The organism is Coleofasciculus chthonoplastes PCC 7420, from assembly GCF_000155555.1.
Taxonomy (GTDB): domain Bacteria; phylum Cyanobacteriota; class Cyanobacteriia; order Cyanobacteriales; family Coleofasciculaceae; genus Coleofasciculus; species Coleofasciculus chthonoplastes_A.
This window is the reverse complement of the sequence record NZ_DS989867.1, coordinates 85,236-108,184: the sequence shown is the minus strand read 5'-3', so window position 1 is coordinate 108,184 and position 22,949 is coordinate 85,236. Positions and strand designations below refer to the sequence as shown.

General features: G+C 45.5%; 15 protein-coding genes and 4 pseudogenes. 4 read left to right on the top strand and 15 right to left on the bottom strand.

Annotation, left to right across the window (positions count from 1 at the left end):
- Nucleotides 1-74 precede the first annotated feature (74 nt).
- The 12 genes and pseudogenes from MC7420_RS43000 to MC7420_RS28535 all read right to left on the bottom strand — a co-directional run.
- Nucleotides 75-239: pseudogene (locus tag MC7420_RS43000) on the bottom strand (helix-turn-helix domain-containing protein); the annotation flags it as partial.
- Between the two features lie 135 nt (nt 240-374).
- Nucleotides 375-2,459 carry an interleukin-like EMT inducer domain-containing protein gene (locus MC7420_RS28585; RefSeq protein ID WP_006104991.1) on the bottom strand — a complete coding sequence of 695 codons (2,085 nt, stop codon included), beginning with the start codon at nt 2,457-2,459 and terminating at the stop codon, nt 375-377.
- 184 nt (nt 2,460-2,643) lie between these two features.
- Nucleotides 2,644-5,226: a DUF4912 domain-containing protein gene (locus MC7420_RS28580; protein ID WP_006104877.1), complete on the bottom strand. Its 2,583-nt coding sequence runs from the start codon at nt 5,224-5,226 to the stop codon at nt 2,644-2,646.
- A gap of 198 nt (nt 5,227-5,424) precedes the next feature.
- Nucleotides 5,425-6,324 carry an interleukin-like EMT inducer domain-containing protein gene (locus tag MC7420_RS28575; RefSeq protein WP_083799197.1) on the bottom strand — a complete coding sequence of 300 codons (900 nt, stop codon included), beginning with the start codon at nt 6,322-6,324 and terminating at the stop codon, nt 5,425-5,427.
- 202 nt (nt 6,325-6,526) lie between these two features.
- The gene (locus tag MC7420_RS28570; RefSeq protein ID WP_044210296.1) at nt 6,527-7,597 is read right to left on the bottom strand and encodes a hypothetical protein; all 1,071 of its coding nucleotides are present in this window, start codon (nt 7,595-7,597) and stop codon (nt 6,527-6,529) included.
- A complete protein-coding gene (locus tag MC7420_RS41930; protein WP_006104824.1) occupies nt 7,594-9,258 on the bottom strand; it encodes a hypothetical protein in 1,665 nt (554 codons plus the stop codon). Before MC7420_RS41930 ends, MC7420_RS28570 begins: the two co-directional genes overlap by 4 nt.
- A gap of 600 nt (nt 9,259-9,858) precedes the next feature.
- Nucleotides 9,859-10,839, bottom strand: a complete 981-nt coding sequence (locus MC7420_RS35790; RefSeq protein ID WP_157453370.1) for a hypothetical protein — start codon at nt 10,837-10,839, stop codon at nt 9,859-9,861.
- 239 nt (nt 10,840-11,078) lie between these two features.
- Entirely contained in the window at nt 11,079-12,437 is a 1,359-nt protein-coding gene (locus tag MC7420_RS28555) for a polyprenyl synthetase family protein (RefSeq protein WP_006104965.1), read from the bottom strand.
- Nucleotides 12,438-12,482: 45 nt separating this feature from the next.
- Nucleotides 12,483-12,968: pseudogene (locus MC7420_RS28550) on the bottom strand (interleukin-like EMT inducer domain-containing protein); the annotation flags it as partial.
- A gap of 164 nt (nt 12,969-13,132) precedes the next feature.
- Entirely contained in the window at nt 13,133-14,623 is a 1,491-nt protein-coding gene (locus tag MC7420_RS28545) for an IS200/IS605 family element transposase accessory protein TnpB (protein WP_006104900.1), read from the bottom strand.
- 41 nt (nt 14,624-14,664) lie between these two features.
- Nucleotides 14,665-14,859, bottom strand: a pseudogene (locus MC7420_RS28540) (MerR family transcriptional regulator); the annotation flags it as partial.
- A gap of 37 nt (nt 14,860-14,896) precedes the next feature.
- Nucleotides 14,897-15,433 carry an interleukin-like EMT inducer domain-containing protein gene (locus tag MC7420_RS28535; RefSeq protein ID WP_044210293.1) on the bottom strand — a complete coding sequence of 179 codons (537 nt, stop codon included), beginning with the start codon at nt 15,431-15,433 and terminating at the stop codon, nt 14,897-14,899.
- A gap of 494 nt (nt 15,434-15,927) precedes the next feature.
- On the opposite strand from MC7420_RS28535, the gene MC7420_RS28530 reads away from it, so the two are divergent.
- Complete coding sequence (locus tag MC7420_RS28530) at nt 15,928-17,226, top strand: glycosyltransferase (protein ID WP_006104951.1); 1,299 nt, start codon at nt 15,928-15,930, stop codon at nt 17,224-17,226.
- A 103-nt stretch (nt 17,227-17,329) separates the two neighbouring features.
- Here MC7420_RS28530 and MC7420_RS28525 read toward each other — a convergent pair whose 3' ends face one another.
- Together MC7420_RS28525 and MC7420_RS28520 are read right to left on the bottom strand one after the other, a co-directional pair.
- Nucleotides 17,330-17,665: a XisI protein gene (locus MC7420_RS28525; RefSeq protein ID WP_006104825.1), complete on the bottom strand. Its 336-nt coding sequence runs from the start codon at nt 17,663-17,665 to the stop codon at nt 17,330-17,332.
- The gene (locus MC7420_RS28520; RefSeq protein ID WP_006104954.1) at nt 17,653-18,114 is read right to left on the bottom strand and encodes a XisH family protein; all 462 of its coding nucleotides are present in this window, start codon (nt 18,112-18,114) and stop codon (nt 17,653-17,655) included. Before MC7420_RS28520 ends, MC7420_RS28525 begins: the two co-directional genes overlap by 13 nt.
- A gap of 213 nt (nt 18,115-18,327) precedes the next feature.
- On the opposite strand from MC7420_RS28520, the gene MC7420_RS28515 reads away from it, so the two are divergent.
- Complete coding sequence (locus MC7420_RS28515; protein ID WP_006104856.1) at nt 18,328-18,906, top strand: Uma2 family endonuclease; 579 nt, start codon at nt 18,328-18,330, stop codon at nt 18,904-18,906.
- 513 nt (nt 18,907-19,419) lie between these two features.
- Nucleotides 19,420-20,187, top strand: a pseudogene (locus tag MC7420_RS28510) (cyanobactin maturation protease PatG family protein); the annotation flags it as partial.
- Nucleotides 20,188-20,682: 495 nt separating this feature from the next.
- Here MC7420_RS28510 and MC7420_RS28505 read toward each other — a convergent pair.
- Nucleotides 20,683-22,305 (bottom strand): IS1634 family transposase, encoded by a 1,623-nt coding sequence (locus MC7420_RS28505; RefSeq protein WP_006104939.1) that lies wholly within the window; start codon nt 22,303-22,305, stop codon nt 20,683-20,685.
- Nucleotides 22,306-22,458: 153 nt separating this feature from the next.
- Between MC7420_RS28505 and MC7420_RS28500 the strand changes: the two genes are divergently transcribed.
- The gene (locus MC7420_RS28500) at nt 22,459-22,923 is read left to right on the top strand and encodes a DUF5829 family protein (protein WP_269546346.1); all 465 of its coding nucleotides are present in this window, start codon (nt 22,459-22,461) and stop codon (nt 22,921-22,923) included.
- Nucleotides 22,924-22,949: the final 26 nt, after the last annotated feature.

The following is a 22,949-nucleotide window of genomic DNA, read 5'->3' as shown; positions in this document are numbered from 1 at the left end:
AAGTTGTCAAGGTTCAGACCTTGCAGGTAATCCTCTATCCATTTCAGGAATAGTTTCTACCTAACGATTCGCACCTGTTGTTCAAAATAATCAACAGAATGCCCAAAGTGTTTGTATTGTGTCCTACGGTTAGCCATTGCCGCGTTGTAGAGAGCACAATGCATTTTTCTCGCCCAATGAAGCTTGTCACATTGGGTCTTGTTTGGATAAAGTCTGAAAGTGGTTCTACGTGTTAGCATACCCCCCATATTATCATTTAATTGGGTAAAATAACAATGGTAATTTGATAATTTACGGGATGTCGAAACCCGTAAATTATCCGCTATCCTTCCCCGACTTGCTATCGCTGAAGTCGGGGAATGCCGCGATTACGTTCACGTTTCGTTGGCAAATGCGATGTAAGCACTACCCGCATAAGGGCGCCCTTGAGCATCTGCATTATGCGCTCCGGTGATGACAACTCCATCACTTAGGGCAACGGTATACCCAAACCCGTCTTTGGGTTGTACCTCCGGAGAGTATAATTTCTGTTTGTGCTGCCATGTTCCCTGATTGAGTTGGAAAATGTAGGCGCTTCCAGCATCGGAAGTCCCGACGACAGCCACTTGTCCCTGAATGGCGACAGAACAGCCGAAGCCATGGCGACGTTGTAAGTCAGTGGGTTGCAGCTTCTGTTTTTGTTGCCACACCCCGTTTTCATGTTGGAAAATGTAGGCAGCGCCAGTATCGGGATACCGTTGGGCATCAACACCATAAGCACCGATAATCGCGAATTCACCACTGAGCGCGATCGCATTCCCGAAATTATCCCCATATTGTAAGTCAGCGGGTTGTAGTTTCTGTTTTTGCTGCCATACCCCATTTTCTAACTGGAACACATAAGCACTCCCAGCAAATTGACCGCCATCTGCTTTGGCAAGACGCGCCCCGATGATCGCGGTTTCCCCACTAATCGCCACTGCACCGCCAAACCCATCCCCGCGTTGTAAGTCAGCAGGTTGGAGTTTCTGTTTTTCTACCCACACCCCATTCTCAAGCTGGAAGATATAGGCACTCCCAGCTTCGGGACGACTTTCGGCGTCTACGGTATAGGCACCAACGATCGCGAAATTGTCACCCATGGCTACCGCACTTCCGAAGCAGTCATTTGCCTGTAAATCAGCAGGTTGGAGTTTCTGTTTTTCTACCCACACGCCATTTTCCGGTTGGAAAATATAGGCGCTTCCGGTATTTGGGCGATCGGGAGAATCGGTAAGATAAGCACCCACAATCGCCAGATTTCCCTGAATCGCCACTGCATTGCCAAAGACATCTTGATGCCCAAACCCCGATGGTTGCAGTTTCTGTTTTTCTGTCCACACACCGTTGTGGTGTTGGAAAATATAGGCACTACCCACAGCCGGACAACCATTCACTTGAGCCAAACGCGCCCCAATAATCGCTGTCTCGCCACTCATAGCAATGGCACTGCCAAAGATCCCTTTTTCGGGTAAATCTGGGGGTTGTAGCTTCTGTTGAGGCTGCCAAGTTGGGCAGGGTATAACTAAAGGCATCCAGGCTTTAACCGACGTGAACCCAGAATTATTCAGATTTTCAATCACGGCATCCGGAGATGCGCCTTTATATCCGACAATTGACCAAGCCCCGCGAAATTGCAATTCATCAATCAGACGGCTACCGATCGCGCGACAGGCATCTTTGGCAGCTTGGGATAAATTGATACTGGCATCATCTTTCAGTGCGATCGCGACAATTTTCCCATCGGGTATCGCTTCAATCTGTTGGGCAAAGACATCAGCAACAGACGCATCCGCAAAGAAGTCAAACGAACCACTCAACACTGGCTTCCCAGTAGCCGGTTCAAAGACTACCACATTTAACCCGCGCTGATATCCCCCCTTAATTGGGATTACATATCCATTCCGGCTAATATGCGTTAAAAAGCCGTACTCTCCAGCCGCCGATGTCGCCGAAATTGCCGCCGTGTTCGCGAAAATTGAGGGAAGTGTAAAGGAACGAGAACAGGTTACGCCATGCTCATCTGATAACGCTTCAGTCGCCGTTCCCGGTGTCGCTCCCTTTTGACCAATCATCGCCCAAGAACTGTGAAACTGGAGATAATAAACCCAATACGCCCCCAACGCCGCACAAGCATTTTTCGCCCGCTCATCCAGATAGACAGTCCCCTCATCCTTCAGCGCGATCGCCACAATTCGACCAACAGGCAGACTCTCCATCCATTCGGTGAAGGCGATCGCACAACTGGGATCACCAAAGGTATCAAAGGTGGCGCTACCCAGCTTTTGACCCGTTACTTCATGGATAACCGCCACATTCAGTCCGCGATTGTACGGATCAAACCCGAATTCTTCGTCATTGACAGTAATCCGAGCCGAATTTCCCTGGTTATAAGCCGCCGACTGGACAGTGATATGGAGATGGGCTTCATTATGGTTCATGCTTTACTTTTTCCTTCACCCGCATCTGAAAAGTTGGTCATTCGTCATTTGTCATTTGTCATTCGTCATTTGTCAAGTCGGGGCGGGTTTATCTACATTTGGATGTAACCGAAAAGATAGTCGTGAAACCCGCCCCTACACAATTTGCCCCAGCTCCCAGACGCGCCATGGCGCGTCTCTACAACTACGCCTTATGCTTCAGCGCCTCCAACACGGTGGGGGGAACTTCTAAATAGGTGTACGAATTGTTACGATCCCTTGACACCAAGAACAGCGTATCGCTGTCGGTGGGAATATTGGTCGTTACTCGTACCGTTTCCGAGTCAGCGATAGGGAGCCAGTCCCCACTTGCGGTGACATATCCCAACTCAGCCAGGTAATCCTGATCCGCTGACGGAAACGTGAGCAGCACATAATTCTCTGAACCCTGACAATCATATTCCTGGACACAATGGGAACGATAGCGGTCTGGATCTAAGCTGTCGGAGACATCATATAGACGCAACAGTAGCTTTTCTCCCCCTTGATGCTTTAAGGCTTGAATCTGATTCGGCACTAATTCCCAGTACGCATAGGCATTTTTGCCACTGTAAGGCACTAAGAATAGACGACTGTGAGAGAGATTCGGGGAATGAGACAGCCAGGTTCCTTCACTATGACCCATCCCTCTGTCTCCGGGGAGGACATTGCCCGTCCCCAAAATCGGCGTCACCCGCACAGTTTCCGATCGCGTCAACGGTAACCAGTAGCCTTCGCGGGTCAAGTAACCCAGTTCCACTAAATAATCCCGGTTCTCTGCGGGTAAGGACAAGAGTAGATAGTTTTGCTCTCCCTGACATCCGAACTGTTGTAGCATCGGCGGCTGATCCCGCTCTGGATTAGGACTATCGGTGACATCATACAGACGCAACATCAGCTTTTCTCCCCCTAAACGCTGGAGGGATTGGGCTTGGGCTGGGGCAATGTCCCAATAGGTGTAGGCATTTTTACCGTCATAAGGAACTAAAAAGAGGCGACTGTGAGCGGGGGCTGGCGGGTAATATCCTCCTCCATACCCAGAAGGGGGTGCAGTCATCGCTGCGGTTGTCGTGGCTGGGTAGGGCGATGGTGCCAGCCCAGCTTGTAGGTTGGGAGTGGCGGTGACGGCGGTACTGATGGGAATTGTTGGAGAAACCCGCACCTTATTTGAGGTAGCCAAGAGTAGCCATTCTCCGCCTGGGGTGAGATACCCTAACTCCGCCATATAGTCCCGATTCTCTGCGGGTAGTGTCAATAGGATATAGGGAGGTTGAGGCTCACAGCTAAACTGCTGGAGCAGATAGGGGGGCTGATGGGGCGAAAGGAGGCTGTCGGTGACATCATAAAGCCGTACCACCAGATCTTTGCACGGACGCTGGAGATTCTGGATATGGGCGGGGGCTACGTCCCAATAGGCATAAGCGTTTTTGCCATCATAAGGGACTAAATGTAAACTGCTGTGGGCTGGGGCTGGGGCTGGTGCTGGGGTTGGTGCTGGGACTGGGGCTGGGACTGGTGCTGGGGCTGGGGTTGGAGGCGGAACAGCCACACCTGCTGTGTTTGTGGGTTTGCCATTCGTTGCTATTCCCCCAGCAAAAGGACGACGGGCTGGACGATCATCGTCATCGCGATTTTTAAGCAGCCAGACGAGGAAACCGCCAGCTAGAAACGAAAGGGCTATGAGTAACGGCACCCACCAGGGAATCAGTCCGGGTGGCGTGGCTTGGGCTTCGGCATCAGCCTCATCTACCTCCACGGGGGCGGCGGGTTCGGGCGAATCCGGAGAATCCGGTGCCTGGGCTAGCTGGGGTGCGGCGGCGGGTTCTTCGATCGCCTCTTCTGGTTCTGTGGTGGTTTCGGCAACAGCTTCGTCAACTGCCTGCTCATTGGATGGATCTAAAGCATAGCCGATAAAGGCTTCTACCGCAGGCGTTGCAGGTTCTTTATAGACATAAGACAAGGATTGGGAGAAGGGATAGCGTTCATCATCGGGAAAGACTTTATGCATGGGGATGATTTTCACATCCTGGCGATCAAACACTTGATCCGCGATCGCATACCCAATCCCGCCAGCGTTTTTTCCCAGTTCTTCAATTACGGTATCGGTACTATCTCGCTCTACCGGGGTGGTATTGGCTCCGGTTCTAAAGGGTGCCGCTTTAAACACATCGTAGCGTTGAAACGCCTGCCGGGTATCACTATACTCCGGGCGATCGATCAGTTGAATTGGTCCGGGTTCACCCCCAAGTTCTGACCAATCGGTAATTTCTCCTCGGAATATCCGGGAAAATTGCTCAAAGGTAATATCTATATCCGTGTAAGGACTATTGGGTCCGACGAGAATGGCAATCTTTTGCCGACTTAAGGGAATTTGCACTAATCCTTGTGCCTTTTCTACCGCCGTCAACGGGCGTCCAATCGCCGCCAGATCAATCTCTTCATTAACCAAGGCTTCTAAGGCGGCGGTACTCCCAGCCGCATTGAGTTGAACATCACTATTGGGATACTGTCGCTCAAAGCGCTCTTTTAAGGCTTGATTTACCTTTGCCATACTGCTAGAACCATCCAGTCGCACTGTTGTCCCACGGGGAACGGACTCCGGTACCTCGAATTCCTCCGGTGAAACCTGAGCCAATACTGGACTCAGCCGCAGGGAGGTGAGTCGGAACTGAGGGGAAACCGTTCCTAGGGTGAGAAATAGGATAACCGAGGCAATTAACGCCTCTTTTTTGCCTAACGTCTGCATCATTAGTACCCTTGATTCTAATTGATAAGTTTTTTAGTTAACGTTTAATGGAAGCTCAAGCCGTCTAAATTCGTTTTTTCAGGGTTATGTAATGTCTAGAAATACTGAAAAAGTTATGATATCTCATGATCGCTTTTTAATCTAGCTAGTTTTGGAAAATTCATTTGACTCCTAACTCAGTTCCGAAACCGAGGCATTCTCTCACCAAACTCGAACTCCCACGGATCGATCATGACTCAACTGTTCTATGGCTGAACCTGCTGATGTATCTTTATATCCCACAATCGCCCAAGAACTGCGGAATTGCAGATGGCGAATCAAGCGACTACCAAGTGCTTCACAAGCTTGTTTTGCTCGTTCGGAAAGATTAACAGAGGCATCATCTTTGACCGCAATGGCAATTCCCTGATCCAGAGAACAATCTTCAATCAGTTGGGCAAAGGCTTCGGCATTCTCTGGGTTAACAAAGAAATCAAAGGAACGACTGAACGCTTGGGTTTTATCACGGCGATCAAAGACAACAACATTCAATCCCCGTTGATATCCTCCTTCTATCCCTATCTCTTCGTTATTCCAGGTGATTTGGGCGAAATTGCCCTGATTTCCCCCTGCTGATATTACCCCTAAGCTGGGACGCTGGACAGTATCCCCAGAGACAGAAATTAAACGAGAACAGACGACATCCGAATAGTCCGATAATTCTTCTTTCGCGATTCCGGGTTTAGCATCTTTTTGACCAATCAGCGCCCAAGAGGTGCGGAATCTGAGACAGTGAACTTGCCGACTTCCCAGGGATTGACAGGCGCGTTTCGCCCGCTGACTTAGGTTAGCACTCGCATCATCTTTAACCGCGATCGCGACAATTCGACCACTGGGCAACTTGTCCACCAGATCGGCAAATCGGTCTGCGTTTCCGGGGAAAAAGGTGTCAAAAGTGGTGCAAACTAAGGGTTGTCCTGTTGCTTCATCAATAACGGCAACATTCAGTCCGCGACTATAGTGAACAAACCCAATTTCTTGGTCGTTGAGTGTGATCCGGGCTGAGTCACCCATGAATCCACCTGCTGATTGAACTGTTATCGTTACTGTTGAAGAAGTCATTTAAATGGATAAGTTTTGATGCAACCGTTACGCTAAGGACAAGTTTGCCGTTTTGAGACGTATAATCTCAACGAATTAGGAAACAATCTTTGTATTATCTCGTTTTATGTACTCATTTTAACTTGAAATTAATATTTTTTAACAATTAGTCTGTCCTAGGAATTTTAGTGGTAGAAGCGCTTAAGCGCTTACTACGAACAAACTAATGAACATATTCGCCATAGGCAAACCCCCTTGCTTGTATTGTTTCCCCTTGCAGTACGAGAGTCACGTCAACCGTACCCGTCACTTCATCAATAAAGGTATATTGGCGATTCTGATTATCGGGGACAATTAACTCACTCGTAGCATCAAACGCCATGGTTAATGACAATTGATCCTGATCATCTGCCGCTTGTACCTGTAACTGTCGGGGCATACTCACCGTGCGATCGCCAAACAGGGATGCCATGACTCCAGGCAGACGTAACGGTAAACTGGCAGTGGCAGACCAATCCCAATCGATTTGTAACGTAGACCCCAAAAATACTTTCCGCAAGCGAGTGCCAGAATAGATAAAAATATAGGGTAAACCACTAATGGAATGGTTTTTATTCGTGCGTTTGTCTAACACGAGGGTGAAGGATCTGCCCTTTTTGTCTGTAACATAAGCGACAAACCATTCCCAACCAATATCCTCGCCCCAACGAAACCGACCAAAATTGCGATCGTGATAGCAAAACCAGTCGTGATCAATGGCAAAGGATCGCCCACAAACGGATACGTTTCCCGAAACCTTTAACCCTGGAATTAATCCCCACCCAATAAACCCACTACCGAATGGCGCATCCTCGGTTACTAAGAGGGGCATCGCTTCAGCTTCTCCTTGAACGTTGAGGGAAAGCTGCGCCCTCTCATCGTGAACTTGAACCGATGAGTTCATACCATTAATTTCCAGATTGATCCCCTTCCCTTGCAGACGTAAGGGGTGACGACATACCATATCCGGTTGCCAGTCTAGGCTAAAGGTTGTACCAAAAGTTGCCACTGACGGGGGAGATTCCAGTTCTGGGGTAATTTGGGTGGAGGGCAAGTTGATAATAAAGCTAACTTGCATCTGTCCCTGTTCCGGTTTGCCAATTAGGGTGGCGTTGACGAGTAGGCGGATTCCCGTTTTCAGATCCAGCCAAATAAAGTGATACCAATCCTTCCAATCCAGAGGTAAGGCGGGATCTTCGAGGGGAATGCGTAAAGCTTCGACACGGTTAAGGAGAACTTGTTCGTTGACATTCATCGCCCCAGAGAACCTCCTTCATTGAGAACATCATTGAACATGACTGGGGAGGTTGGGGTAGGCGCCAGAGGTGGTGGGGCTTGATCCGCGATCGCCTGCACCCACTTCGCCATCTTTGGTGACACCTGAATCAGTCCCAACAGAATCCCCACAAACCAGCGCTGGGCATCCATTCCCAGTTCACAGACGAAGGTTTTTGTCGCGGCATTGGATACAGAAACCGGGTTGTCCATCCCTTTAATGTTTAAGGTATTGGCAACTAATGTCCACAACCATTTTTCGCCGACATGAAGTAATCCCCCTTGTCCCATTTGTACCCCCAGAGAGGAATGATACGCCGCCGCCGCTGATTGGCTGATTACCAGCCATCGGGGGGCTTGGGCGGAAGCAAAGGCGAGGACACCATTCTTAAAGAAACGAGTACGGCTGAGTCGATTGAGTAATTGGCAACCCGCTTCTGTGCGGCTGTATGTATCTCCTTGTTGTGCCAACAGGATCAGGAGTTCTACCACCAACCAACGTCCTGGAAGTCCATCGAGTCCCGGTAATCCAGTGGTTAAACTGTAGCTGGCTTGGGCGGGAATGGTTTGATCAATCATCGGTAGAGTTGAATCCTGAGTCGCGATCGCCCGGAAACAATCGGCTAGTCTGGGTGATACCTGGGCAAGTCCTAAAATCAGTCCAGCAAACCATTGTTCAGGGTTTTGCGTGTTGAGTATTGACGCTTCGCTTTGCTGATAGGAAACCGGGTTTGTCGGGGCGGGTTTAGCGACTTTCTTGTCGCTATTTGTAGTAACGTTTGAGCAAAACCCGCCCTGATTCAATTCTGAGTGAACTCCCCCATCTCCCCCATCTTCCCTATCTTTTCTATCTCCCCCATTCCCCATTTCAATATCAGTTTGGGCTAAATCAAATAACCATTCCTCCCAAATAGAAAGCAGATGTCGTCGTCCAATTTGGGCGGCGAGGAGAGTATTCGCCATCGAGATACTACTCGATATCCAAGCGGGGACTTGGGCTGAGGAAAAGGCATAAACGCCATTGCGATAGAACTGGGTGCGACTCAGTTGGCTGAGTAATTCATTCCCTTGGGGCGTTTGGGCATAATTGGTGCCATGTTGACACAGCCGTGTTAGCAGTTCTGCGATCAACCAACGGGCAGGAATTTTATCCAAATCGATTAATCCCGACATCAGACCAAAGATTCCAGCGGTGCTGGGTTCAGCCGTTCCCAAGTAGTTTTCCTTGCTGTCTCTCGGCGGCGGAAATGTGACCATTAAGGGATGGATGACGGGAGTGCGATCGCGAGTTTCTGTTGGTTCTAATAGTTCCAATTGAATGGGAATAGCGTCTTCTAGCCAACCGGGAAATCTTAACCAGGTTTTCAGGCTTGTCCCACTCGGTAAATAGTCGGGAACTTGAACCGTTAATTGACAAGTAGACTCATACTCTGGAAATAAATAAACATAAGGCGGTTCTAAACGACTCACAATGGGCAAAATCTCACTGTTATTAAGAACCCAATCATCGAGAGTCGGACGTAAAAGTACGGGTTCATTAAGTTGATTCCGGATCAATAGCTGGAGAACCAAGTCTGTACCGGAATGGAGTTGTAACGTTACTTGGGGCAGGACAAGGGTTTTTTCTAAACGCTGACTCATTTAACACCTATCGGGCGGCGTTTTACTCAATCCATTTTAATCTTTATTCACTCTTTTATTTGACGATTTTTCATTAAGTTAAATTACGGTGGTGTAATTCATCTATGTCGTTGTATTCTCCTGGCATAACTAATTGCTTTGCTGGCTCTAACTCCTTCGTTCAGTGACATTCTATGTCAACGACTAGCACTGGATTAAAAAGGTTGTAGGTTAGGTTGCGCTGTGGCTAACTTCAGCTATCAAGGGTCAGCTTGGTTACGCTTCGAGAAAAATTAGCCTAGGATTCAGACACCTAACCTACAAAATGTTGGTTAAAGTTAGTTACATCTAAATATGCTATTAACGATAACCAATGGAACACCAGGATGTAAATGCATAAAAGTTGGTCAAAATTGGTTAATTTCTGCCAGAGTCCTTTGAAATTCTTATTTTGTGCATTTTGTCAATACATAAAAGTTGGTAAGTTATCGCCTTTGAGAGGGTAACGGCGAACAGGTATAGCAACCGCCATGGCTGTTAGGACACATCATTTATGTAGAGACGCGCCATGGCGCGTCTCCACATTTATTCAGAGGTCAAGAACAAATGACCAATGATGATTTAATCCAAAACCATCCAATCAACAGTGATGCAACCTTTGTTATCCCAATACCATCCCGGCTCATCATTCATTTTAAAGATCACTGTTTGACCCGCTTTTAAACTGAGAGTCTTAGCACTGCTGATTTCTTCAATAACTTCATCACTCGCTTGATCTACAGCAACCAAGGCGTAGGGGGTATTGTTCGGATAAGTCACATGACTGAGTAGTTCAGCCCCAGGTTCTCCGGCGGCGGTAATTTCTACTCCGTCTTTCACCGACCAAGTACCAGAGGGGGTGACTTTAATTTTAGCAGCCGTATCCATAGGATTTTGAAACTCTACCCCTTGTTCAAAAGTTGCATGGACTTGCAATTGACCGGAGGGGAGGACTTTTTTCTCAAAAGCTTTATAGGTTACATTATTTTGGGAAAAGTTATAGAACGCAATCCGCCCTTCACTAAAATCGCCATCAATATCAATTTCTAGACTACCATTCACTGAGACTTGCAGATTGGTTTTGGTATAAACAAAGTCAAACGTATTTTCAACATTTTTCTCCCATCCCTTGTTGCCCAAGGTTTTGCCGCGAGCCAGTTCAGTTACCTTACCCGTATGACCCCAGAATTCAGCTTGATCTTTAGGAACCTCACTAATCATGGATACGGCTAATCCTGTTTTAGCAAGTTCTCCCCACCGTTTCTGCTGACCTTTCCTCCAATCAACAAGTAGATATTTAGCTGAACTATTGGTGGTGTCTCCCGGTTGGAATCCTAGGGCAAACCCAATAAAATCATCATCCCCCGTATTGCCGACGCTTATTTTACCAGTGACTTTGGTATTAAAAACATTAAATGGACTATAAAATAACGTAGGTTTGCCATTTTTCTTCTGGATTACTTCTTGACCATTGCGGGATACATCCCATCTTCCGGCACCTTTTTCATAGGATTCTTCTTTCCAGTCGTTGAGATCGACGGTTTCGATTTTGATTTGAGCCATTTCATTCACTCCTTGTAATTTATCCTTTGTGAAGTCAAGTTGTCCCTGTGAATTTATAAACTTGACAACGATCCTAAAAATTAGGATTCTCTTATTCTAGTCGAGCATTCATTTAAATCTACTCAAAACCATTTATTTTTTCAAAACTTAACATTTTGTAATCATTTTTTGATCATCCAGACAGCAAAAAGGCATAACGAATGACAAATGACGAATGACCAATGACGATCCCAACCTACTTACTTACTTCGATAAATGACATAATTAATCAACTCCTTAAGAAATCGACGGTCATGAACTGGAGACACCCATTGTTCTCCGGGTCGCAGTGGGGTCTCCGGGAACAAAAACTCCAAAGAATCAAAGATATCGGCGGCTTTTTGAGCGAGCGATCGCGCCACGTTCCAGCCGTGTTCAATGCTGCCACACCGCTGCATTTGCTCCATAATGAAGGCAACATGATCAGGATGTTTTTGGGGGCGAGGTAGAGCCAGAATTTCCCGCATTTTTTCTGCTTCCTGTTTACTGTTGGCTAAAACATGGTTCAGCATCAACGTGCGTTTGCCTTCATAGATATCGCCACCAATTTCTTTGCCATAAGATTCCATTTCCCCCTGGAGATTTAATAAATCATCTTGAATTTGAAACGCGATCCCCAAAATCATGCCAAATCGGGTTAATCCTGCCAAGGGTTCAATTAAATCCTGGACACTGGAGGCAGGATGTCCAACAATGAGACCAATCCGACAAGGGGTAATAAAGGAATACCAACAGGTCTTTTTCACGCACATGGTAAAGTAATCTTGGTCACTTAGATGGGAGGGATTCGTCGCCACCCAATCCAATTCCATCGCCTGTCCTTCCACCGATTGCCGCGCCATGAACTCAATTTCATGTAAAATATTTAGTGCCTTGGATACCCCCAGCACAGATAAATTTTCCAGCAGCAATCCCACCGCTAAAACATTCGTCGCATCCCCGACATTAATGGCACGGGGAATACCAATCATTTGGTGTAATGTCCCCTTTCCCCGTCGAGACTCCGACTCATCTTCGATGTCATCGTGAATCAAGAACGCATTGTGATAAAGTTCCAATGCAGCCGCCGCCGTTAATGCCGAATGTCCCATTCCTCCCACCGCGCGGGCGACACTAATACACATCGTTGGACGCAGCATTTTCCCGACGCGAAAGGGATAATCACTTAATAGCTCATAAAGGGGAGTATAAGCACCAGAGACTTGACGCTGGCTTTGGATAAAGTCCTCAATTTTGACAAAAATGGCGTCTCGCGAACCCTGTAATGCCTCGTTGATAATGCTTTGATTAAACTTAGAGGAATCGGCGACGATACATTGCTCCTGATTATCCTTTGCTGCCTCTAATTGGGCGAGATCAGATAAGGTAGTGGCAATCGCCTTACGACTGCCTGAATCAATATCCGATACCGTTGACGATGAAGGCTTAGAGATCGGGGGGTGAGGCAGTAAAACTTGGCGGGGTGTGCCTTTCAACTTGAGGGTTGGTAATTTTTTTGGGTCATACAATAACAAACTGAAGAAGGTCAAAAATACGAGAAATAAGAATAGTCCTAACATTAACAATTTTCCTCTAGAGTGTCGGTTCAGAAATGGCTTTTATATTTAGTCCTTATTAATTAAAATAGCCCCGATGACAACGATAACGATAATAGCCAGCAAAAGTCCGATAATGATTACTTGTTTCTTGTTCCCTGAACCTGATTCGGAGAATTCTATCGATTCAGCCACAGGTTGAGCCACGGATGGAGTAACTGGGGGAGAGTCAACCCAGGGAAACCAGGCGTTGACAGAAACGGAGCCAAAATTATTCAAATTTTCGATAACTGCACCCCCAGAAGCACCTTTGATGCCGATAATCGCCCACGATCCTCTAAATTGAAGACGGTCAATTTGGGTGCTACCAATAGACTTACAGGCGGCTTGGGCGCGATCCGAGAGATTAAAGCTGGCGTCGTCTTTCGCCGCGATCGCAACCACCCGCCCTTGGGGTAAAGTCTCTATCCAGTCAGCAAACGCATCTGCATTCGCGGGATCAGCATAGAAATCAAAGGATCGACTGTGAAGGTGATGCCCATTGGACTGATCAAAAACAACAACATTTTAGACCCCGTTGATATCCTCCCGTAAAGGAAACCAGTTCACCATTACAGGTAACTTGAGCCATGTTACCGCTTCTAAAAACCTAGACAAACCTACCCATCAGTAATTCTGCCTTGGTATAAGTCCACGGTGTAACTTTTGGTCGATAACCGTTAACGCTTGCGCTTGGCTGATACCCGGCATTGTTGCTCGATATCAGCCTTAACCAACGGTTCCCAGTTAGAGACACTATAGTAATCGTGTCTACGATTGACTACAGGGCATCGACCAATAAAATTATTAAATTGATATAGAGCGCTCCATACGTGCTTTCTCGGATTCACTCCGAGATAGGCGGACACAGAGCGCGGCAATCGCTCACTCAAATTCATTCCTCTTCTGGCAATTGCTAGGGCAGCTGCCACATCAGATGATAGTCCATACATCCGACTATATTTAACACAGCCTATCAAACTCGTGTAAGCTGGATTGCACAACTTTATAGTTATTCCTCGGTTGGATAAAATCGATGACAAAATCTGATAAAAACGACTGTATGCCCAGGCAGAAAGCATTCTAGCATATTTTTTCCCACGCTCTCTTAATTGAGCTTTCTTGGTGGAAAAATCCAAGCTTTCGCACAGAACGGGGCAAGAAAAGCTCCTGGCTAAAGCTGCCAATTTCAAACAAACATCGACAAGTTGAGCATCTTGTTTACCTTTGGGTAAACCCGTCTGAAAAGGAATAGTTCCCTGAGCTCTTAAATTTCCTTGACCATCAACATAAGCCCAGCCGATAGAACTAGGATTTAGATCGATACCCAAGGCACCATACTGAATCTCTCTACTAACTTTCTCCACCGCGGCGGGCGTGAATTGAACAGAGACAACCCAACGATTATCCTTTCTATAGAAGTGCCATGTTTTCGCACCACTATTGGGTAATCTATTAATCTGACGGGAGAAGCTGCCAATTTTTGATGTGACATATTTCCCAAATTTGGTTTCCAGACAACCGGGGACTCTCAATTTGAGAGTGTCCCCAGACCATTGACAAGTTTGATTCCCATAACTTTCATCCTTGGAGCCAACAATAAAGACTGACCCTCTGGATACCTTTACTCTAATTTTCGCCCTCAATAGATGTTTAATTTGATTTTGAAGTCGGTGGATATATCGCTTTTTCTGATGCAAACCTTGACGCAAATGATGCCAGTTAGTTTTTCTCGTCTTGAGGTTTGATGATAAGGGAAAGTTGCAGCCATTTTTGGAGGATTGCCAGTTCTTTTTCCCATAGAACTTCCGAGCTAAATTAATTTTCTTTGTGGCTCTGGCTACCCAATCTTTCCCTGACTGAACTCGTGATTTTAATTGCTTTATCTGTCTTTTTCTACAATATGTAGCTGAGGCAGTTTTTCCTTTAGCTAATGAAATTACTCCGTTAGCATAACGCTTACTGATTCCGTATTTCTCTTGCATAAGACTATTCCAACTGGATTGATTAAATTTAACTTCTTTATTTAATAAATGGTTAACGGTTTCAACTGTTGCTTGATAGAATATATCGGACAATGACGTTAAAAACATCTCCAAGTCGGTGAAACCGATGGGGTTAAGTTCATCGGCGGGAGTTGGCAAGCCCTTGCAATAAGTTATCGTCGTCATAGCTTTTTGGCTACCTCCCTCAGTTCTGACTAGATACTCGCGGCTACGCCAACGGTTAATTCGTTACCCGATTCGTTACCCGATTTATTGCCAATTAAGTCAACAATATCATATCGACTCCGGACCGCCAGCCGTCCGAGAAGATCGAATGAGAGCCGTTGAGTTGCCATCGGTGCAACGTGCAAGACCGTCACACCTAGTCGAGTAGCCGCTTCTTGGTCAGTTAAACTAGACATTTCCTGATTATATCATAGAAAATGTCCAGTTATGTCACTAATTGTCTAGATATTTACGGACTGTTAGTGAACCCCAATTATTCCCTGCTGATGTCACAGCGACAACAAAACTAGGAACCTTAACCTTTGTCGCCGTAATCTCCCGCGAACAGGTAACCGCCGACTCGTGAGACAACTGTTCTGCTGCTGTTCCCGATGCTGCACCCGTTTGACCAATTATCGCCCAAGAACTGCGGAATTGCAGGTGATCAATCAGGCGACTTCCCAAGGATTTACAGGCTCTTTTGCCCCGTTCAGATAAATTCAAGTTAGCATCATCTTTAATCGCAATGGCGACAATTCGACCTGGGGGTAAGGTAGAGATAAATTGGGCAAAGGATTCAGAGTTGCCTGAGTTAAAGGTATCAAACGTCGTACCAAAAATGGGTTGTCCGGTAAATTCATCGAAGACGGCGACATTGAGTCCACGATTGTAGAAATTCTCACCCAAGTCTTGGGTATTGAACCTAATCGACGCCGAGTTCCCATGATCATAACCGGCTGAGGACACCTGCACTGTTAAGTCATTCGTCATTTGTCATTCGTCCTTTGTCAGGGAATAGGGAACACCTCGACTCCGCTCACCTCGACTCCGCTTGGTGTGAATAGGTAAGGTAGAGTTTTGAGTTGAGGGATTCTTCATGGGGGGGGTACTTGCTTCAGCTTCCCGTCCGGTGAACTTAAGTCTTAACCGTTCCTTGGGGAATCCTAGGATGAGGGATTAAACCTAAAACTGTACAAATGAAATGTGAACATCTCTTCCCGTTAAACCCTGACAGGGAGATAAAATTACCTGATTTTTTGTTCACGAATCATTTAGAATTACTAGATAGCTATATATTTTTGGAGGTTAGATAGGCAAATTAACAAACTTCATTTACATCAAGCTAATAATAGGCTAAAAAATAATCCTACCACTAATAGTTGTCAGGATTAGGCAGGAATGCTAGAAGATGGGGGAGATGAGGGAGATGAGGGAGATGAGGGAGATGAGGAAGCCAATGACGAATGACCAATGACAAATGACCAATGACCAATAAACGTATTGTTTTAACCGCCTATGGCTCCTTTGGCGATATTCATCCCTATATGGCGATCGCATTGGAGTTGCAAGCACGGGGACATCGTGCTGTTATTGCTACAAGTGAACTGTATCGCTACAAGATTGAAGCCGAGGGAATTGGATTTCATCCGGTTCGCTACGATAGTGCGATCGATATGCAGCAAGATGGCGAGTTTATCGGCGTGCTGTCAGAATCCCGTCGGGAAAGTGAATACACGATCTGTTATCTATTAATGCCCCATCTGAGGGCGACGTACAAGGCGTTACTGGAGGCGGTACAGGGTGCGGATCTCCTGGTGACGCACCACTTAAGCTTTGCTGGATCATTAATTGCGGCAAAAACGGGGATTCCGTGGGTGTCAACGGTTCTCTCTCCGCTCCTATTTATGTCAGCTTATGATTCCCAAACCCTTTCTACGACAACCATCTCCTCTTATGAACAAGCCTTAGCCGTTGTCGCCAATGACGCCCGCCTACGCCAATTTCGTTGGCAAGCCCGATTGTGGAGTGCGCCGATACGCCAACTGCGGGGGGAATTGGGGTTACCAGCCAGTTGTGATCCGGTGTTTGAAGGTCAACATTCGCCGGATTTGGTACTGGCGTTATTTTCTGCAAAGCTAGCCAAGCCGCAACCGGATTGGTGTCCCCAAGTTCAAGTGACGGGGTTTCCTTTTTACGATCGCGCCAAACAGGAGAATTTGTCTCCAGAATTGGCAAGGTTTCTTGACTCTGGTTCTCCTCCGATTATATTTACCTTGGGTTCGCTGATGGTATGGACACCGGGAAACTTCTATTTAGAAGGTGCGATCGCAGCTCAACAATTAGGATACCGTGCGGTGTTACTGGTGGGCAAAGGAGTCCACAACCTACCCTTAGAACAGTTACCCGAAGGCGTGATCGTCGTTGACTATGCACCCCACTCCGAAATTTTCCCCCGTGGGGCGGTGATTGTCCATCATGGCGGAGTTGGCACCACCGGACAAGCTTTGCGATCGGGGCGTCCCATGTTGGTGGTACCTTATGCCCATGATCAGCCCGATAATGCCATGCGGTTAGTGCGTTTAGGGGTGGCGCGTACTCTCGCCCGACATGAGTACAGTGCGAATACATTAATGGCTGAACTCAAACAACTCTTATTTGAGCCGAGTTATGAAAGCAAAGCGGCGGAGGTGGGAAAGCGGGTGCAGCAAGAAGATGGAGTCAAGGCGGCGAGTGACGCGATCGAAACCTATCTCAGATCTCAGGAAAATGGGCAATCAAAGTAGATGGGGAGTAGGGGCTTGGTTCCCAAGCCCCTACGCTTGGTTACTGAAATTGAAAGAACCCCAACGTCAGTTATTTATGGCAGTTACTTAACCAGTTGTCTGCTCAACCCACTGCAAACCCCGTATATTGCCTAACTAAAGGTTCATGAAACGCCAAAACAATATCCTCTTGGGGAACTCCTAACTTCACTAATTCATTAGCAATACCAACTTCCGTACCATCATGCTGTATCCAAATCTTGTCATTTTTAATATCCAGATGCAACACACAGCCATGCTGTCGTCGTCTGTTTTTCCAACCCACATACATCAACTGATAATGGTTGCCAACTGGATCAAAAATTAGTTGTTGTTCAATTTCGTCCTGAGTTGAACCGACACTGGCATAGTCAGTTATGACTTGTTGGACATAATTTTGATATTTTTTTAGTTTTTCCATGCGACAATACTCTCCTGCACCGGATCATAAACAATGAGTTTAAGCTGAAACCGCTGAATCACGGTTTGAATAAACTGCAACTTAAAGAAAGCGTGATAGATTCCTGAAGGAACAGCCAAATATAGAACTCTTTCTGGCTCTTGTTCTTCTAAGGCAACACGATAATTAAAACACTGTCCAATAGCTGTATGAAATTCGGAAATGTTTGACGCCCCAATAAAACTCTTAATTTCCACCGCTATTTTTTCGCCATCCCTTTCCGCCGCTAAAACTTGCTCCGCCCCCAGGTCAATATACATTTCAACATCACCAATCTTAATCCGAAAAGGGTCATCAGTAATCAGCCAACCCTCTTTTTGCAATCCGTTCCTAACAGCATCATGAAAAATATCTTTCGCCACATCCCACCCGCCGTAAAATTTAATCGTTTTTAATCTTAATTTTACCACAAATACCCACTATGTCTGACTTAACTAACATCCTGTTGAGGACACGGCACTGCCGTGTCCCTACCCTTTCCCCGAAATAATTGATTGCGTAGGGACAGGATAATATCGTCCCCTTCTCAAGACAGAAATGCTAAGATTTAAACCGAGAATAAAAAAGCGCGATCGCGAGTCGTTCTATACAAAGCCGTGCTAAGTTGAAAATCATTATATCCTATGAACAGTTTATCACCCGTCATTTTAAACTTAAAACACGTTGGTTTAAGCGATGAGCAATTTTACCAACTCTGCCAAGCTAATGAAACGTGGAAACTTGAACAAACCGCTAAAGGAGAATTACTGATTATGCCTCCCGTTGGTGGATTAAGTGGCAATCGAGAAGCAGATTTAATTACTGACTTAAATCTGTGGAATCGTCAAACTCAACGAGGAAAAGTCTTTAGTTCATCAACCATCTTTCGCTTACCCAACGGTGGAAAGCGTTCTCCCGATGTGGCTTGGGTAGCTAACCAACGCTGGGAATCCCTAACTCCCGAAGAACAAGAAAAATTTCCGCCACTTTGTCCAGATTTTGTGATTGAACTCCGTTCTCGCACCGATTCTCTATCCGACTTACAAGAAAAAATGCAGGAGTATCTCAATAGTGGTTTACAATTAGGCTGGTTAATTAATCCCCAAGCCCAACAAGTCGAAATTTATCGTCAGAATCAGCCCGTTGAGATTGTCCAGTTACCCGCGAGTTTATCCGGAGAGGATATCTTACCTGGATTTATATTAGAGTTACCTGTTTTCTAAGCCAAAATCCTGTAGAGTCGGCAAGTGTATCCTCAAGAATCTTTAGCGGACTTCTACCCCTAAAACTCCCTCGCGATCGCACGTCTTACCGATTCCGTTAATAGGACGCACTTCAGTGCGTCCCTACGGTTTCTCTATGCCATTCTAATTCTAATAGTTCCCTCTCAGTTCCCTCCCCTTAGCAAGGGGAGGGTTAGGGAGCTGACAGGTGTAGGTTTTTTATTTTATGGTTGGGACAAGACAAGGAGGACAAGGAAGGAAAGAAGACAAGGGGGAAAAACCGTACAGAATTCGGTTCGGTCAAACTAACTTCTAAAAGCCGAAACGCCCTATTTTTCGTTCTCACTCTTCCTTGTCTACGGTCGCTGAGCGAAGTCGAAGTGATGGTCTACCTGTCTTCCAAGTCTAGCCTAAACCCCCATCTTAAAAAACCTACCCTTGTGAGCCCCAACCCCTCCCCTCAGAGGAGAGGGGCTTTCCGGCTCCCCCTTCCATGAAATAAAGGCTTCGTCCTCTGCCATCTCCCGTGCAAATATCCCCGCCGATAGCACTATGCAACCTTCAAATACAACCGTTACCACTCCCAGTCAACCAGAATCCGGCATCACCCCCAGCGCCACCTCTAACCTCATCTACGTCTTAGGCACCATCGGCTACGACTTTGGCACAGAAGCCAGACGGGACAGCTTCAAACAATTAATGCCAGCCGTAAACATGGACGGTACATTAGTTCCCGCCAATCCCTACGACGCCCGTCAACTGGTGGATTATTTGGATGCCAACCCCACAGAAGCCAAATCCTTAATCTGGACAATTAACCAAGAACTCACGCCTATCTATGCCTTACAACCCGTGAGTAGTTTTGCCGCCGATGTCTATGAAATGCTATTGATAATGTTAGCGGGACAACTAGAATCCCAAGAGAGTGATGAGTATGTGGAACGAGTCAGTCTTCCCGCCCGATTAACCGGGAAAAAAGTCACCTTATTTTCTGGGCAAACGGCAAAAGACCGAGCCTTAAACTTCTCAGTCACCAATGCCTTCCAAGCCGCCACCAGCTTTGCCAGAGCCGTAGCAACGGGGATGGAATTGGATACGATTGAGGTGGAAAAAAGCCCATTTTGTCGAGTGAGTAGTAATTGTTGGGATATAAAACTGAAGTTTTTTGACCCAGAAAACGGGCTGAGAGCGAGGAAAGTTTATCTATTTACCGTGGATGTGGTTGAGCGGATTCCGGTAACCTTGGGTGAAATTCGTTCTTGGTCTGAGCCAAAGAATTAGCATAATTGCGATGTTGTACTCTGCCCGATTCTACCCCCTCATACCGAGTTGCGCTCATAGCACCAGTTAACAAACTACCTAAAAGCAGCTAACATAGGTTCCTTATAGCCTTTTGCCCAGTTGGTGAGCCTGTCGAACCACTGCCTTCGGACTTCTGCCTTCTTGTACTAGACATAATAGAATGCAAGTTTGTTTGAGATAAATACGCAAAACTATGGGAATAGAATTTAATCATTTATATATCACGCTCGACACAGATACCCTAGAACCTAGACTCCGCACTTCAACTTGAAGTACAAAAAACTACATGGCTGATACAGGCAAAAAGTCCGAAAAATTAAACCTTTGAATATCTTCTAAAGAAACAGTAATTGTTTTTGGGACTCTTGAGAGTTTTTTTGAGCAGCCTAAATTTAGGAGTATCTACTCTCCTTACACAGATTTATACCTGATCCAAAAATGCCCAAATTGCCACAAAGGTGAGTCACGAAAAAATCACAGATAATATTTTTGACAAGAGGAGGGCAAGAAGTTCAAAATAAACTGACGTTCATCCGTTAGATTAACTATCTGTTTAACTCCATTAATCACCACTGCATGAATCCCTTGAAAACATTGAAATATCCACCGTAATGTTGGGCGATTGGTCAGTTTACCCACTTGATTTTTTATCCCAAGTTTAGCTCTTTGTAAATTCTTCCTGATTTCTCTTTGCCCTAAGTTGTAGACCAAGAGACACAACGTCATAACAAAGAGCATCGTTTCTACTCTTTGGGGGTTTTCGACGAATAGACTATCGGCAAAAAATACCGGGTCTTTCAAAAATCTAAATCCTCTTTCACAAGATTGTTGATTTTTGTAATTTAAAAGAATTTCGGCTGAATTTAGAACTTCTTGTTCGAGAACGTTCGTCGCTAGGATAAATCTTCCGGCTTGTTTTTCTCTCGCGGTAATTTCTTGCTCCTGTCTTTCTGGTTTGGCTTTGATTTTATAAGCGGTTTTACCCGACTTAATTATTTCCTTGCTGATCTGGACTTCAGCTAATTTAAACAGTTTCAGTTTTCGGTTTATTTCTTTTAACTTATACTTGGCTTGACTGGGATGCTCAAACTCTTCTTTCTCTAATTGCTTGATGAGTTTATAAGCTTTTTCTTCTTCTTTTTTTATTTGTTTTTCGAGTTTATTTAAATCACTGGCTTTTCTCGGCTGACTTTCTACGATTAACCATCTCTGTTTGATGCCTCCGTAGACAACGATTTCTTCTTTCCAGTTATAGTTTTCTAGATTGAGGCTTGAGTCCGTTGGTTCTCCGGTCTTCTTCCTTTCTTCTATGTCTACCGTTTGAGCTAATTGTTTAGCTCTCTTTATCGTCATGGGTACTCGTGTTATCCATTGTAACCCTCTCATTATCTGAATATTTTCTTGAGTGTATAAACTGCTATCACCTACCACTATACTTGACCAATCCACCTGCTTTTTAAAAGAACTCAATAGGTGACCTAACACAGCTTTATCCGATTCATTTCCATCCCCGACTCTCATTAACAAAGGTATGTCTCCATCACTTGTTGTGACTAAGCTTAAAACACATTGCTTTAAGTCCGGGCGATGGTCACGGGAATATCCTTGGGTAATAATTATCGGTCTTTCTTTAATTAAACCTTCTTCTGGATTGGCTAATTCTCCATAGTTATAATTATACTCCCCATGCAGGTGAAATGATGTAATATCTGCATGATTAAATTTTACTTCTATCTTAAATGTCTTCGTTAAAGCGATTGCTATTTCTAGAAAGAGTTGAGTCAATCCATATTTATAGAGTTTATCCATCACTCGACCGAGTTTGTCATCATTTAAATAATCACGGTTAATTGAGTTCCCTAATAGTTTTTTAATGTCTTTATCTTCAAAAAAATTACTAAATAAGTATAAGGGCTTAGACACAAACCCTAAACCATTCAGAATCATCGCCTTAACAACTTGCCCCGATGAGATTTTTTCTCGCTTGTCTATTTCTAATTTTTCATTAATGATATCCACTATTCCTATTTCATCAATTAATCCAGCTATAATCCCCAAATGGTCTAGGTTTTTGACTTCTATTGTTGATTTAGACAAGGTTAATCTCTCTTTTAAATAGTTACAGCTAACTGGCTAATTATCTCAAGGTATCAATCCTCAGTAAAGTGAGTATTTATGCTTAGTGTTCTCGGAGACGTGTCTGTAACCTGTCATGTTACATTTTGAAGTGCGGAGTGTGGGCTAGAATCAATCGCTCAATCTGAGTTCATTAACCAATTATTTTGTACAGTATCCAGAGATACCGTAGAAACGGATACAGAAAGTTGGTCGGGAACTTATCTCAGAGGAAAACATACCTATCTTGAACTCTTTCCTCCAGGAGGTGCTGAAGGATTGCAGGAAGGGTTTTCGGGTATTGGGTTCAATACTCAACAAGACGGACAACTTGATAGTGTAGCGGAAAAACTACGAGGATTAAGCGCAAAAGAAACATTTTCTGATTTGCGAGTTCGTCAAACCGAATCTGGAAAAATTCCCTGGTTTCATTACTTGACGCTCAACCCATCAGAGAGAGAAGCCTTCGCTGCGTGGTTGATGGAATTTCATCAGGATTATTTAGAGTATAAAAACATCAAACTTACCCCTGGGAATTGCTTTAACCGTGCGGCGTATCTGAAAACCCTGGAAACTTCCGAAACGTCTTTATTTGAGTGACAATGCCAAGTTAAATGTAGGTAGAG